This window comes from Pseudomonas sp. ATCC PTA-122608, from assembly GCF_001952855.1.
Taxonomy (GTDB): domain Bacteria; phylum Pseudomonadota; class Gammaproteobacteria; order Pseudomonadales; family Pseudomonadaceae; genus Aquipseudomonas.
This window is the reverse complement of sequence record NZ_LPNO01000002.1, coordinates 97,596-111,869: the sequence shown is the minus strand read 5'-3', so window position 1 is coordinate 111,869 and position 14,274 is coordinate 97,596. Positions and strand designations below refer to the sequence as shown.

General features: G+C 61.6%; 14 protein-coding genes. 3 read left to right on the top strand and 11 right to left on the bottom strand.

What is annotated here, in order from left to right:
• Window positions 1-77 precede the first annotated feature (77 nt).
• Both AU074_RS03090 and AU074_RS03085 read left to right on the top strand, forming a co-directional pair.
• Window positions 78-437: a helix-turn-helix domain-containing protein gene (locus AU074_RS03090; protein ID WP_076013447.1), complete on the top strand. Its 360-nt coding sequence runs from the start codon at window positions 78-80 to the stop codon at window positions 435-437.
• Between the two features lie 198 nt (window positions 438-635).
• Window positions 636-1,841, top strand: coding sequence for a multidrug effflux MFS transporter (locus AU074_RS03085; protein WP_076013446.1), 1,206 nt, complete (start codon window positions 636-638; stop codon window positions 1,839-1,841).
• On the opposite strand, the gene AU074_RS03080 is transcribed toward AU074_RS03085, so the two are convergent.
• The 11 genes from AU074_RS03080 to AU074_RS03030 form a co-directional block, all read right to left on the bottom strand.
• On the bottom strand, window positions 1,826-2,143 hold the full coding sequence (locus AU074_RS03080; RefSeq protein ID WP_076013445.1) for a DUF971 domain-containing protein: 318 nt from the start codon (window positions 2,141-2,143) through the stop codon (window positions 1,826-1,828). The two genes, AU074_RS03085 and AU074_RS03080, sit on opposite strands and share 16 nt — an antisense overlap.
• Window positions 2,140-3,093: a HEAT repeat domain-containing protein gene (locus AU074_RS03075; RefSeq protein ID WP_076013444.1), complete on the bottom strand. Its 954-nt coding sequence runs from the start codon at window positions 3,091-3,093 to the stop codon at window positions 2,140-2,142. The genes AU074_RS03080 and AU074_RS03075 overlap by 4 nt, the downstream gene beginning before the upstream one ends.
• Entirely contained in the window at window positions 3,090-3,929 is an 840-nt protein-coding gene (locus AU074_RS03070; RefSeq protein ID WP_076013443.1) for an ABC transporter ATP-binding protein, read from the bottom strand. The genes AU074_RS03075 and AU074_RS03070 overlap by 4 nt, the downstream gene beginning before the upstream one ends.
• Window positions 3,929-4,711 carry an ABC transporter permease gene (locus AU074_RS03065; RefSeq protein WP_076013442.1) on the bottom strand — a complete coding sequence of 261 codons (783 nt, stop codon included), beginning with the start codon at window positions 4,709-4,711 and terminating at the stop codon, window positions 3,929-3,931. Before AU074_RS03065 ends, AU074_RS03070 begins: the two co-directional genes overlap by 1 nt.
• Before the next feature lie 12 nt (window positions 4,712-4,723).
• Window positions 4,724-6,130, bottom strand: a complete 1,407-nt coding sequence (locus tag AU074_RS03060) for an ABC transporter substrate-binding protein (protein WP_076013441.1) — start codon at window positions 6,128-6,130, stop codon at window positions 4,724-4,726.
• Window positions 6,131-6,253: 123 nt separating this feature from the next.
• Window positions 6,254-6,499 (bottom strand): ferredoxin family protein, encoded by a 246-nt coding sequence (locus AU074_RS03055; RefSeq protein ID WP_003217650.1) that lies wholly within the window; start codon window positions 6,497-6,499, stop codon window positions 6,254-6,256.
• Window positions 6,500-6,554: 55 nt separating this feature from the next.
• Entirely contained in the window at window positions 6,555-8,267 is a 1,713-nt protein-coding gene (locus AU074_RS03050; protein WP_173860349.1) for a fumarate reductase/succinate dehydrogenase flavoprotein subunit, read from the bottom strand.
• Between the two features lie 17 nt (window positions 8,268-8,284).
• Window positions 8,285-9,046 carry a GntR family transcriptional regulator gene (locus AU074_RS03045; protein WP_076013439.1) on the bottom strand — a complete coding sequence of 254 codons (762 nt, stop codon included), beginning with the start codon at window positions 9,044-9,046 and terminating at the stop codon, window positions 8,285-8,287.
• Between the two features lie 169 nt (window positions 9,047-9,215).
• Window positions 9,216-12,137, bottom strand: a complete 2,922-nt coding sequence (locus AU074_RS03040) for a TonB-dependent receptor (RefSeq protein ID WP_076013438.1) — start codon at window positions 12,135-12,137, stop codon at window positions 9,216-9,218.
• Between the two features lie 101 nt (window positions 12,138-12,238).
• Window positions 12,239-13,186: a FecR domain-containing protein gene (locus AU074_RS03035; protein ID WP_076013437.1), complete on the bottom strand. Its 948-nt coding sequence runs from the start codon at window positions 13,184-13,186 to the stop codon at window positions 12,239-12,241.
• Entirely contained in the window at window positions 13,183-13,695 is a 513-nt protein-coding gene (locus AU074_RS03030; RefSeq protein WP_076013436.1) for a sigma-70 family RNA polymerase sigma factor, read from the bottom strand. Before AU074_RS03030 ends, AU074_RS03035 begins: the two co-directional genes overlap by 4 nt.
• A gap of 277 nt (window positions 13,696-13,972) precedes the next feature.
• On the opposite strand from AU074_RS03030, the gene AU074_RS03025 reads away from it, so the two are divergent.
• On the top strand, window positions 13,973-14,245 hold the full coding sequence (locus AU074_RS03025; RefSeq protein ID WP_076013435.1) for a DUF2790 domain-containing protein: 273 nt from the start codon (window positions 13,973-13,975) through the stop codon (window positions 14,243-14,245).
• Window positions 14,246-14,274: the final 29 nt, after the last annotated feature.

Genomic DNA, 14,274 nt, shown 5'->3' with positions numbered 1-14,274 from the left:
AGGCTCAAGCGTAGATCTGCGCTATTGTTTTGAATAGTATGCACCTTTTGGTAAGTACCCAGCCTGAGGGCACAAACATGTCGAATAGCACCTTTAATTGCGGGCTCGACGCCGCCCTGGCGGTGATTGGCGGGAAATGGAAACCGTTGGTCTTGTACCACCTGGCCCATGAAGTTCACCGTTATGGCGAACTGCGGCGTGCAGTTGGCGGCGTGACGGATAAGGTGCTGATCCAGCAGCTGAAGGAGCTGGAACGCGATGAAATCATTAATCGCATCGACTTCAAGGAAATCCCGCCGAAGGTCGAATATTCCCTGACCCCATTCGGCCATTCACTGGCCAAGGCCTTGGGGCCGCTTTGCCAATGGGGTACCGATCACATGCTCGCGGTTGAACGCATCAGCGAACGCCGAACAGGCGCCCTCGCCCAGCCTTAAACTCACGAAATACTTAACTCGACTAAATGGATATTTAGTTGAGTTAAATCAATAGATTACGAGTTTATTACGCGATCAGGGATCGTTTACGACACTCGGCCCCTCATGACTATGTACTGAGTCTGTAAGCACCGGCTTGTATGCACCGAGGGTGATCACTAAGCTGGCCGCTCTTTTTTACCGCCGTCCGGAATCACCATGTCTCGAAGTATCGCCCACCTCGCCCTGCTGCTGGGGTTGATCACCGCCGTCGGCCCGTTTGCCATCGACATCTACCTGCCGGCTTTGCCAACGCTGGGTGCCAGCCTGCATGCCTCGCCCGCTGCGGTGCAGATGAGCCTGACGGTGTTCTTCATGATCATCGGTGTATGCCAGCTGTTCTACGGCCCGATCAGCGATGTGTTCGGGCGCAAACCGCCGATCTACGCCGGCCTGGTGATCTTTATCGTGGGCAGCATTGGTTGCGCCCTCGCCCCCTCCATCGAAGCGCTGATCGGCTTCCGGGCGTTGCAGGCCTTTGGCGCCTGCGCCGGGATGGTGATTCCCCGGGCAATTGTCCGTGACTTGTACACCGGCCATGAAGCTGCACGGTTGATGGCCTTGTTGATGCTGGTGGTGAGTATTTCACCGATTCTCGCGCCACTGGCCGGCAGCCTGATCATTGCGGTATGGAGCTGGCGCGAAGTATTTCTGGTGCTGGGTGTGGCCGCAGTGCTCTGCCTGGTCATGACCGCCGTGCAACTGCCGGAAACCCACCCCGCCGAACGCCGCTTGGGCAAGACCCTGGGCAATGCGTTCGGCAGCTACGGCGCGTTGCTGCGCGATCCGGTGTTTACCGGGTTGTCGGTGGTGGGCGGTTTTGGCCTGGCGACGTTCTTTGTGTTCATCGGCAGCGCGCCGTTCGTTTACATCGAGTATTACGGGCTCACGCCAACGCAATTCAGCCTGTGCTTTGCCCTCAACGCAGCGTCGTTTTTTGCCCTTAGCCAACTGACGGCGCGCGTGAGTGCCCGCTTCGGTTTGGCCCCTCTGATTCGTTGGTCGGTGGCCGGCGTGGCGACCGTCATGACCTTGCTCGCGCTTACCACACTGTGGGGCAACAGCCTGCCGTTGATGATGGCGCTGCTGTTTGTCGGCTTTGGTTTCCTCGGCCTGCTATTGCCGGCGGCCGGGGTGTTGTCCCTGGAAGATCACGGCGCCGTCGCCGGTTCTGCATCGGCATTGTTGGGCGCGATCCAGATGATCACCGCGGCCGTGTGCATGGCGGTAGTGGGTGTGTTCGCCGACCACACACCGGCGCCGATGTTGATCGGCATCGCACTCAGCGCTGTGGCGGCGATGCTCACCGTGTGGTGGACGCTGCACCGCCTGCCGGCGCACCTGCAGCCTCAGCCGCGTACCTGAGCAGTGGAAATTGGGGCCTCAGCCTGAAGCCCCATGCCCGCCAAATAGGCCCACGGGTAAATCCCCCGCTGATGCCCATCGCTGAAGATCAACTGCACGCCATACCCCTGGGGATGCACTTCCAATACCCGAACACGGTCCGATACCAGCGGCAGCATGCCCCTCAACCGAAAGGCCCTGCACTGTGAACACGGGCATTCACGGCGCAGGCGGGTATGGTCGATCCATTGCACGCCTTCATGCCATTCCAGCCTCAAGCGTCCTTCATCATCGCGCCCAATGCTTTTCGGTGCGCTGTTCATTGCAGTTGCTCCAGGGCAATGCGGACCGCCTTGCGCACTTCCGGGTCGCCATCGACGGCGGCATCACGCAACGGACCAAGGGCTTGGCGATCGCCCAATTCGCCCAGTGCCAGAGCGGCTTCCTTGCGCAGATTGCTGATGCTATGGCCCAAGGTCAGGACCAGCCCGTGCAACGCTGGGGCATAGCGCAGGCGACCCAGGCTGCGGGTTGCGCGCAGGCGGACTTGCCAGTAGTCATCGGCCAGCGCCTTGATCAAGGCGTCACCTGCACTGGCACTACCGACTTTGCCCAGGGTAGTCGCCGCCTCCTCCCGCACTTGCCAAGTGACGTCCTGCAACGCGTCATACAGCGCGGGTAGCACCCGATCATCACTGGCAAGACCCAGGGCGCCGGTGGCGGCGCGCCGGACTTCGGTGTCCGGGTCGCTGCTGGCCAGTATCGCCAAGGCCTCCAGTGCCGGCAGGTGCTTTAGCCAGCCGAGCACGCCGACCGCTTCGCGGCGTACGCCAGCATCGGCATCCTTCAGCGCCAATAGTGCCGACGGCGCCGCTGCCTCCAGGCGCAACTCGCGCAAGGCACGAAATATAGCCGTGCGCACACTGACGTCGGCGTGGGTGGTCCAGGGCAATAACAACCGGCCCGCCTGTGTTGTCTTGAGCACGCTCAAGCTCTGGGCGGCTGCGTCACGCACCGATACCTCGGTGTCGGTCAGCGCCTGGCACAGCGCCTCGACCACTTCGTCTTCCTCCCAGGCTTCCAGCAGGCTGGCGGCCTGGGCGCGCACGTCGGTGGCCGGGTCGTGGCGCAGGCTGTCTACCAGCCACACCAGGCCGTCTGGGTCTTCCAGGTCTGCCAAATCAATCAGGGCGATCCGGCGCATGCCGGCATCCGGCGCTTGCAGCCGGGGGCGCAGGGCTTCGATGTCGGGGTTTTCGGTTTCATAGGTCATATGGCAAATCGCGGTCTTGGGTGATCGTTGGGTAGCCCGAGCGGGTTCAGCCGTGGCAACTGGCGACCCTCTTCGTGGTGCAACAGCTCAAGGCAATGGCGCTTGAGGTGGGTAAATTCCGGCGAGGTCATCAGCTCGGTGCTGCGCGGCCTCGGGAAGGTCAGCAGGAAATCTTCGATAATGCGCCCCGGACGTGGGCTCATGACCAGGATGCGGTCGGCCAGGAACAGCGCTTCGTCGATGTCATGGGTGACAAACACCACCGTGGTGCGGATACGCGTCCAGATGTCCAGCAGCAACGCCTGCATCTTCATGCGGGTCAAGGCATCCAGCGCGCCGAAGGGTTCGTCCATCAACAGCAGGCCGGGACGGTTGATCAACACCCGGGCGATTTCCACCCGCTGCTGCATGCCGCCAGACAGCTGGTTGGGCCAGCGCTCGGCAAAATCTTCCAGACCCACCAGTTGAAGAATGCCATCGGCGGCAGCAAGACGCTCGGCCTTGCCCACGCCGCGCATCTTCAGGCCAAAGGCGACGTTTTCGCGCACCGAGCGCCATGGGAACAGGGTGTGTTGCTGAAACACCATGCCCCGCTGCTGGGAAGGCCCGGCAACCGGCTCGCCGTCCATTTCCAGGGTGCCCTGGCTCGGCGTGAGGTGCCCGGCCAGCGCGCCGAGCAAGGTCGACTTGCCACACCCGGACGGCCCGAGGATGCACACAAACTGGCCCGGCTCGATCCTGCAATCCAACGCTTTCACCGCCTCGAATGCCTGCTGCTTTTCGCCCAATACAATAGACAAGCCGCGAATCTCGACACGCCCTTCAAGTTGACTCATCAGGCTTTACCTCGTGGTCGATGCCAGGGCGTGAACAGTGCACCGAGGCGCTTGACCAACAGGCTGCTGCCCATGCCCAGCACCCCGATCAACAGCATGCCGACGACAATGTCGGCATAGTTCTGGATGGTGTAGGACTCCCAGGTGTAATAGCCGATGCCGTATTGGCCGGAGATCATTTCCGCCGTCACCAGGCAGAACCACGAAGTACCCATGCCAATCGCCAGGCCGGTGATGATGCTCGGCGCGGCGCCTGGCAGGATCACTTCCAGCAGGATCGCCCGGCGCCCTGCCCCCAGGCTGCGTGCCGAAGCGATCAGCCGTGGGTCGACGCCCTCCACGCCATGCACGGTATTGAGCAACACCGGAAACAGCGCGCCGGTAAAAGTAATGAAGATCATCGACACCTCCGACGACGGGAACATCAGGATCGCCAGCGGAATCCAGGCCACCGCCGGGATCGGCCGGATCACCTCCAATGGCGGCAACAGCAGGTCTTCCGCCCACTTCCAGCGGCCAATCGCGATGCCCAGGCCGATGCCCACCACTGCTGCCGCCAGGTAGCCTTCAAACACCCGGGTCAAACTCGCACCCAGGTGCCTGGCGAGCTTGCCCGAGTCCGCCAGCCCAAGGGCGGCCTGCACCACGGAGCCCGGCGTGGGCACATTGGCGAAGGTCACCAGCCACAGGTTCCAGTGCTGGCTGGCCGCCAACTGCCAGAACAGCAGGCACAACAGCAATGAAGCGGCCTTGGGCAGCCAGCGCCATGGGGTGCTTGTCATGAACACGCTCCCTCAGCGACCGGCAACGGCCTGCGCGCCGGCGTCGGTAAAGTTGAACACCTTGCCGCCCTGGGCCTGGGCGAACTGCTGCGCCTGGCCCTTGAGCAGGAACGCGCTGAGTTGGCCTTGCTGATTGCTCGCAAACCACGCCTGGCTGGCCAACAACTTGATGCCGCTGTCCTGGGCCTGGGCATAGACCGCGCGCACCGCCTTGCCTTGTTTGTTCAGGCTGTCCAGGGCGGTGAACGCCGCCTCGGCCGATGCGTAATCGCGCACCTTGGGCTCGCCCTTGACCCAGATTTGCGCGACATGCTTCCAGTCGGTGATCGGTTTGCCGGTCAGGGCATCATTGGCCTTCAGCGGGGATTGGGTGTAATTGCCCAATTGCGCCGCATAGTCCAGGCCAGATGCCTTGAACGCGGCACGGATGTACTGGTCGTCGATAAAGATATTGAGGTCCAGACCGCGGTCGGCCTTTTTCAGCAATTTGAGGGTGTCGATCGCGGTGCCCACGGCCTGGCGGTATTCGGGTTTCCAGCTCAGGTCACGGGTTTGCACCCCCAGCGGGCCATGGAACAGATAGTTGACCTCGGCTTCGACACCGGTGACTTTTTCGATCAGTTCGCTGTACTTCTCCGGTTCTGCGGCCAGCAACTGATTGGCCTCGATACTTGCGCGCAGGTAGGCGATGACCACTTCCGGGTACTGTTTGGCGTAACCCTCGTCCACCAGCGCGCCGTGAAACGTCGGGGTATTGGATTGCGAGCCGTCGTAGATCTTGCGGGCAAAACCCCGGTTGGGGAACAGTTCGCCAAACGGCACAAAGTCCGCATGGGCGTCGATCTTGTTGGCCTGCAACGCCGAACCCGCCACTTCGGGCGCCTGGGCAATGATGTTGACGTCCTTGAGCGGGTCCCAACCCTGGGCTGCAACGGCGCGCAGCAACATGCCGTGGGCCGTCGAGGCGAATGGTACGGAGATGGTCTTGCCTTTCAGGTCGGCCAGGGACTGGGCGCTGGAAGCAATCGGCACCACGATGCCATTGCCGCTGCCCTTGATATTGCCCGACAACACGCTGATAAACAGGCTGTGCTTGCCCGCCGCTTCGAACGCCACGCCATTGAAGGCGCCGGGGAAGTCGGCCATCGCGCCAAAGTCCAGTTTGCCGGCGACCATTTCATTAGTCAGCGGCGCGCCACTGGTGAAGTTTTTCCACTGCACGTCGTAGGTAGCGTCCTTGTACTTGCCGTCGTGTGGCAGGTACTTGTCCAACAGCCCCAGCTCGCGGATCAGCAAGCCGCCCGCCGCACAGTTGATGGTGGTGTCCTGGGTGCCGATGGCCACCCGGATCGTTTGGGCCTGAGCCGACAGGCTCAAGGAAGCCAGCACCAGGCCGGCCAAGGTTGCACGTAATAACATTTGGGTAGTTCCCCTCGAATCGTGGTTGAAAGAGTCGTCTCCGCCACGGTCTGGCGTGGTGGGAAACGAGGGGGTGTCACTCGGATGGCGTCCGGGGTTGGCGGATGGCGTTTGCGGCAGATCTCAGCGCAGCAGGTACGGGATCTCGACCTTGACTGCGCCGGTGGGGCAATCTTTTTCACAGGGCATGCAGTACCAGCATTCATCGAACGCCATGTACGCTTTCTGGGTTGCCGGATTGATCGCCAACAGGTCCATCGGGCACACGTCGACGCAGACCGTGCAGCCTTTTTCGGCGATGCACTTGTCTTCATCCACCGTCACCGGGGCATTGGAGCGGAAGAATATTTCCTGGGGCTGATAGGCCATTTCACGGTGTCCTTGGCGCTTTTGCGCTCTCTGGCTGTAGCGGTGCAACGCAGGTTCAGGCAGCCGCGTGGGCGCCCACCCGCAGGCGGTCGTAGGCCTGCAGCTCTTCGGCATCCAACGCAATCACATACGGCTCGACGGGTTTCTTGAAGCTGACCATCTGCCCGTCGTCACCTTTTTTCAGGTGGCAATGGCAGAACCAGTCGGCATCGTTGCGTTGCGGGTGGTCAACCCGGTAGTGGTACAAACCCCAGCGGCTTTCAGCGCGGTACAGTGAGGCGCGGGCGGCCATTTCGGCGCAGTCGCGAATCACGCTGGTTTCCATCGCGCGCATCAATTCATGGGGGTTGTGGGCTTTCATCTGGTCCAGGTCGCGCTCGATGTCGGCAAAGCGTTGCAAACCGATTTCCATCTTGCGGGTGACCTTGGGCGGTTGCAGGTAATCGTTGACGAAGCGCCGCAGCTTGTACTCGACCTGGGCCGGCGGCAGGCCGGTTTCGCGGTCCAGCGGCGCGTAGACCCGAGCCTGCTCGGTGGCGACTTGCCGGGCATCCACCGCGCTGAATTCGCGCCCGGCCACAAAGCTGGCAGCGTTGATGCCGGCGAACCAGCCATAGGTGAACGCACCGAGCATGTAGTTATGCGGCACGGCCGCCATGTCGCCCGCCGAATACAGGCCCTTGACCGACGTCTCGGCGCGCTCGTTGACCCACACGCCCGACGCCGAATGCCCGCTGCAGAAGCCGATCTCGGAGATGTGCATCTCGACCATCTGGCTGCGGTAGTCGGTGCCCCGGTTGGCGTGAAACTGACCACGGCTGGGACGCTCGTTGCTGTGCAGGATCTGCTCGATGTTCTGGATGGTTTCCTCGGCCAGGTGATCGAGCTTGAGAAACACCGGGCCGTTACCGCTTTCGAGCTCCTGGTGGAACTCCCACATCATCTGCCCGCTCCAGTAGTCGCATTCAATAAAGCGCTCACCCTTGTTGTTGGCGGTGTAGCCACCCAAGGGCCCGGTGACATAAGCGCAGGCCGGGCCGTTGTAGTCCTTGATCAGCGGGTTGATCTGGAAGCACTCCAGGTTCGCCAGTTCCGCACCTGCGTGGTAGGCCATGGCGTAGCCGTCGCCGGCGTTGGTCGGGTTTTCATAGGTGCCCATCAGGTAACCCGACGATGGCAAACCCAGGCGGCCGGCCGCGCCGCAGCACAGGATGACCGCCTTGGCCTTGATCACCTGGAAGTCGGCCGTGCGGCAGTCAAACCCCATCACGCCGTTTACTGCGCCTTCGCTGTCGGTCAGCAAACGGGTGCAGACCAGCCGGTTGGTGATGTTGACCCGCGCCCGCTTGAGCTGGCGATACAGCACCTTCTTGATGTCGTGCCCTTCCGGCATCGGCAGCACGTAAGCGCCCATGTGATGGACTTTTTTCACCGCGTAATCGCCGGTTTCGTCTTTCTCGAACTTCACGCCCCAGCGGTCCAACTGCTCGATGGTTTCAAAGCTGTGGGTCGCGTAGGCATACACCGCCGCCTGGTTGACGATGCCGTCGTTGGCGATCGTGATTTCCTTGGTGTACTGCTCCGGCGTGGAGTGGCCTGGAATAATCGCGTTGTTCAGCCCGTCCATGCCCATGCTGATGGCGCCGCTGCGTTTGACGTTGGCCTTGTCGATCAACAGAACGCGTAAATCGCGGTTGGCCTCCTTGGCCTTGATCGCTGCCATGGGGCCGGCGGTGCCGCCGCCGATCACCACGATGTCGTATTCCATTTCCAGGGTTTTGCGGCTCACGGGCGGCTACCTCGCTGACGGTCGATGCGCAGGCGGTACTGAAACGCATCGCCGCGGTAATACAGGTGTTCAAAGTCCACCGGCTGGCCGTCGGCGGTGTGGGTCAGGCGCTCGATGCGCATGATCGGCGAACCCGCCTCCACGTTCAGCGCCTGGGTCAGTTCGCTGTCGGCGAGCACCGCGTCAATCGCCACATCGGCGTGACCCAGTTGCAGGCCGCAGTCGTTCTCCAGGATCAGAAAGATGTCGCGGGTCACCAGGTCGGCGTTTTCCAGGCGTTCGCCCAGGGCCTGGCTGAGGTAGGTGATTTCCAGCGACACCGGCTCGCGGTTGATCAGCCGTACGCGCTTGATCTGCGTGACAGTGGTGCCCTCCTCCACGCCCAGGCGCTCGGCCACCAACTTGTCAGCGGGCACAAAGCGGTAGCTGCGCAGACGGTTGATCACTTCATAGCCGCGCTCGGTCATGGACTCGCCCAACCCTTGCAGAGTACTGACGTTCTGATAAGCCTTGGGCTTGGAGACGAAGGTACCCTTGCCGTGGATCTTGTAGATCAGACCTTCCTTTTGCAGATCACCCAAGGCCTGGCGCACGGTGATGCGGCTGACTTTGAAGCGCGCACCCAGCTCGCTTTCGGAAGGCATCTGGGTATTCGGCGCGTACTCACCATCGAGGATGCGGCTGCGCAGTAGATCCCGCAGTTGGGCATGCAGCGGAACGCTGGACAGAGGGGATAAGGCGACGGTTGATTCGTTCATCAGGGTCACTTGTCATAACGAGTTATGACGTGATCATAAGGAGTCTTATGAAGGGCGCGGAAATACCGTTTTGGAATAAGGTTATGGACAGGAGAATCACGCTGCACCTAGGAGGTAGGTGCAGCGAACCAGCCTAATTTATAGAGCAGCGTCCAGACCTGATGAAAAATCAGAAGTTGTAACTGACTCGGGTGTAGAGGATCCGCCCAAACGGGTCGGCGTACTTGGGGTCGTACCCGCTCTGGAACGCGTAGGTCTGGTTGCTGAATGGCGGCGCGCGGTCGAACAGGTTCTTCGCGCCCAATGTGACGGCCAGGGACTTGTTCCAGTTGTAGGTACCCGCCAGGTCCCAGACATTGTAGGAGCCTACGGAATCATGGGTTTCCGGGTCCGAGTCGTGATAGCCACTGGTGTAGCGGTTGGTCAGGCTGACGCCCAGCGGTCCGCGGGCCCAGGTGCCGGTCAGGCTGTGGCGCCAGCGTGCAACGGCGCCAGCGGTGGAGAATTCGCCGCCACGAAAATCACCGAGTTTGTCGATGTAGTCGCCTTTGAGCTCCTGTTGGTATTTGTATTCGTTGACGTAGGTGCCTTGCAGGCCGATCCCGAAGTCACCGATGGCGGTGCTCGGGAAGCGGTAATCGAAACTCACATCCACGCCGTTGGTCTTGGTTTTCCCGAGGTTGGCCAGGCCGGTAACGATGTGATCGATGGAGCCGTCGGCCTTGCGAATCAAGCGGTCGCCGTAGGCATCCGGGTCGTCAAATACCGAGGACTCGGGGAACTCGGCGATCTGGTTGGCGATGGTGATCCACCAGAAATCCAGGGCGGCACTGAGGCGCTCAATCGGTTGAAACACGAAGCCAAAGGTCACGTTACGTGCGGTTTCCGGGCTCAAGCTGCCGTTGCCGCCCGTTTGCCGGCGGAACTGTTGGGCGCAGTCGCGGTTACCGATCCCTCCATTGGCCGGCGTACCGCCCGGGCACAGGCGCGGGTCGTTGTAGTTGGCCACGGTGTAGCTGGTGTAGGTCGGGTTGTACAACTCATACAGCGACGGCGCACGGAACCCTTCGCTGTAGGCGCCGCGAACCACCAGCTCTTTGAATGGCTGAAAACGGAACGAGTATTTCGGGTTGGTGGTGCTGCCGAAGTCGCTGTATTTGTCATGACGCACCGCCGCGGACAGCTCCAGGCTTTCGAGCACCGGCACATTCACCTCGGCGTACTCGGCCGAGACGCTGCGATTGCCGCGTACCGCACCATTGGGGTCTACGCCGAGGCTCTGCACGGTCTCGGCGAATTGGGCGAAGTCCTGGTGAAAATCTTCCTTGCGGTATTCGCCACCCAGCGCCAGGCCTGTGGGACCTGCGCCAAACCAGTCGCCGATTTCACGGCTGACGCGACCGTCGATACTCTTCACTCGGCCCACGGCAGTGGCGTAATCGCCATCGACGCGGCTGGAGGCGAGCAACGCCCTGCCCGCTTCGCTCTGCGGCCCGAACGGGTTGATCACGCCGTTGGCGATACCCTGGCTGATGGTCTGGTCGTTCACATAACCGTCCAGAATGGTTTGCACCACTTTGTTCTGGTTGTAGGACGCACCGACGTTGTAGTCCCAGTTCGCCACGTTGCCCTCGAAGCTCAGCAGCAGGCGCTGGCTGGTGTTGTCATCTTCGTGCTTGCGCGCCCCGGCGTCGGTTTCGCGCCAGTTCACATCCACGGGTTGTGTTGGGTCCAGGGCAAAACCCGTCGGGCCCGGAGTGATGCCGTTGCCCGGATAGAACGCCGTTCTCGGATTCACTTGGGCGCCCATCAGGGTCCCCGGGCCGATCTGCGTGCGGTTTTCGTTGCGCGCCCAGAAGTACTCAAGGCTCACGGTGTGGTCATCGGCCAGCTTGCCGGTGGCTTTGGCAAAGGCCGAGGTTTTTTCGGTTTCCGGCACCAGGTCCAGGTAACTCCACAGGCTTTGGCGGCAGATGCCATTGCGTGACAGCAACCCGGGGGAGTTACAGCCGGAGCCGGCCAGCGGGTTGGTCGCGTTGCTGCCCTGGCTCCAGTTCGCCGGGGCGGCGGTGCCCGAGGTGAAATCCAGGCCGCGACCGGGCTGGTAGTTGTAGGTGTAGTCGCGGTCCTTGGCGGCCAGGCGCGTCTGCTTGTCATAGCTGACCACGCCAAATACGTTGAAGCGGTCGTCTTCAAGGTCGCCAAAACCATAACTGCCGCTGAAGTTATGGCTGTCACCACCGCCGGAGCGGGTCGGCGAATCGTAATTGGTCGAGAGCTGGCCGCCGGTCAGGCTGGTCTTGGTGATGAAGTTGATCACCCCACCGATCGCGTCGGTGCCGTACAGCGCCGACGCGCCATCGCGCAGCACTTCCACACGGTCGATAGCGGCGAACGGGATGGTGTTCAAGTCCACCCCGGAGCCGTTGGTGGTGTTGACGGCGTTGTTGCTCAGGCGCCGGCCGTTGAGCAGCACCAGGGTTTTGTTCGCGCCAATCCCGCGCAAGTCGGCAAACGCTGCACCGCCGCTGCTGGAACCCACCGAACGCCCGGAGCCAACGGAAGATTGGTTCGCCGAGATGCGGCTAATCAACTCCTCGGTAGTGCTCACACCCTGCTCGCGCAATTGCTCGACCCGCAGGATGGTCACCGGCACGGCCGTTTCCGCGTCCACCCGACGAATCGCCGAGCCGGTCACTGTGACTTTTTCCATACGGTAGTCAGTACTTTTCCCCGCGGCCGGGACGGCGTTGGTGGAGGTCACGGGCGCTGCGTGCACCGTCAGCCCCTGTTCGCTGTCGCTGACTTGCAGGCCGCTGCCCTGTAACGCTTTGTCCACCGCTTGCAGGCTGCCCAAATCTCCGCGAATGGGGGCGCTGCGCTTGCCCTGAACCAACTGCTGATTGAAGGAAATCATCACGCCGGTCTGCCGGGAAATATCCAGCAGCACCGTATCGAGCGGACCGCCGGCGATATCAAAGCTGAACACCTGGCTGGCCGCTTCCTGGGCCATTACGCAGGTGCTGCAGACACCCATCGCCAACGCCGCCGCCAGCGTCAGTCGAGGTAATTGTTGTTTGAATAAGAACATCGAGGATCTCCCTGTTGAATGTGTCTACAGGGGTTGAGCAGCGGCAGACGCGTTTTTATAGGGCGGTGTTTAGGCGAAGATGCTATGAGTTTATAACCGGTTTAACGGGCCTCAATACTTACCCAATAGGCGCTGTGATACGTCACGCGAATCGGTAATGAATTCTCCAGCAACTGCAGGGTGCGGTCCGTATCGTCCAGGGGATAGATGCCGCTCAGGCGCAGCTGCGCCACATTGGGGCTCAGGCGCAGAATCCCGGGGCGATAGCTGCGCAGGCTGTCGATCACTTCGCTTAACGCCCGGTCGTGGACTTCAAGGCGTCCTTGGGTCCAACCGGTTTCATCGCCCTTGAGGGGGCCAAGGCCAAAGGTGTGCTGTTGATCAAACCGCATGCTCTGCCCCGCCTCCACGATTTGACGCGCGCCGTCCTGAGTGACCACTTCCACTCGCGAATGCAGCATCAACAGACGGGTGGACGCTTCGTAACGCTGCACCAGGAATCGGGTACCCAACGCGCGAATCTGGCCATGCCGGGTTTGCACCACGAAGGGCCGCGCCGGGTCCTTGGCCACGTCCACCAGCAACTCCCCATCCCGTAACTCCAGCACACGCCGGTGTGCATCGAAACGCGCAATCGCCCGGCTCTGTGCGTTCAGCGTCAGCAAGCTGCCGTCGTCCAGCGTGAAGTGTTTACGCTCCCCAGTGCCAGTGGACAGCTCGCCGGTATCCCCCAACCAGCCCTGGCGACGACCGAGAAACAGCGCTGCCAACGCGACGATACCCAGGCTGCCAGCGACAAAACGTCGACGGCTGGACGGTGCTTTCAGGCTATGCAAAAGGTGCTCGCTGGGCACTCCGCGCAATGCATGATTGCGCAACAGCCCCATGCCACCGCTCATTTGATCAATTACCTGGCGGTGACGAATGTCAGCCGCGCACCACGTCTCGAAGGCCTGCCGTTCCTGAGTGCTGGCGTGCTCCGATTGCAGCAGGGCCATCCACCGCGCGGCCTCCTCCACCACGGTTTCTTCCGGGCGCAAAAGGCTCATGGCTGGGCCATCACCAGGTAGCAGCGCTTGAAGGCATCGGCCATGTATTGCTGTACACGGCTGGTGGAGACCTGCAAGCGCTCGCCGATCTGGCTGTAGGTCAGGCCGTCCAGTTGATGGTAAAGAAACGCCGCCTTGGCCTTGGCGGACAGCCCGTCCAGCAGGCGATCCACGGCCAGCAAAGCCTCAATGACCAACACCCGCTCTTCGGGTGACGGGTTCACCGGCACGGGCGCGTGGGCCAGGCTTTCAAGGTACGCACGTTCCAGGTCCTGCCGACGCCAGCCCTCGTAAACCAGGCGCCGGGCGATGGTGGTCAACAGCGCCCGAGGTTCGCGAATAGCGGCGGGGTCCGGTAGCGACAACACCCGCAGGAAGGTTTCCGAGGCAATGTCCTGTGCGCTGTGATGACACCCCAAGGTTCGCCTGACTGAGCTGCACAACCACTGGTAATCCTTTTGGAACATCTGCCCAATCAATGGGTAACCGAGGGCCTGACTGACACCCATGCCTTGCTCCCTTACGAGACCTATCGCCCGTCTCAACAATCATCCGCCAACGCCCCCTGAGTCGGGGCCTGGAATAAAGGCAGCGACTGTGCCGCAGAGGTATCGGGCTTTGGAAGTAATAAAAAATCAGCTGTTACTCTCAAATGAATATAAGCGCCTGCGCGCATCGATTTGGCTGATGTCTGCTATTGGCCCGCAGGCGTTCATCCCCCCGGCAGGCGCTTTGTAGAATGAGCCCCACAGTCAAGCCACCACCTTCGTGGTGCCGGAGGTTCTCATGCGTTATCTGCTTATTGCCGTGCTGGGCCTGTTCAGCACACTGGCCATCGCCCAGGGCGAAGCCACGGCGCCCACTGTGAGTGCCAGCGCACCCGCCAGCGAGACGTACGACTACTCTCAGGACCTGGATATCGCCAAGGTGGTGCGGGTCAGTACCGAATCATCCACCGAGTGCGGTCCGGTCAAGGGCCACATGGTCTACATCGACAGCCACGGCGTGCGGCATGAGCTGGACTACATGCGCCTGGGCGATGCCTGCCAGCACGGTTGATTGCAACCATTCGTCGGGCCTGGCGGGAA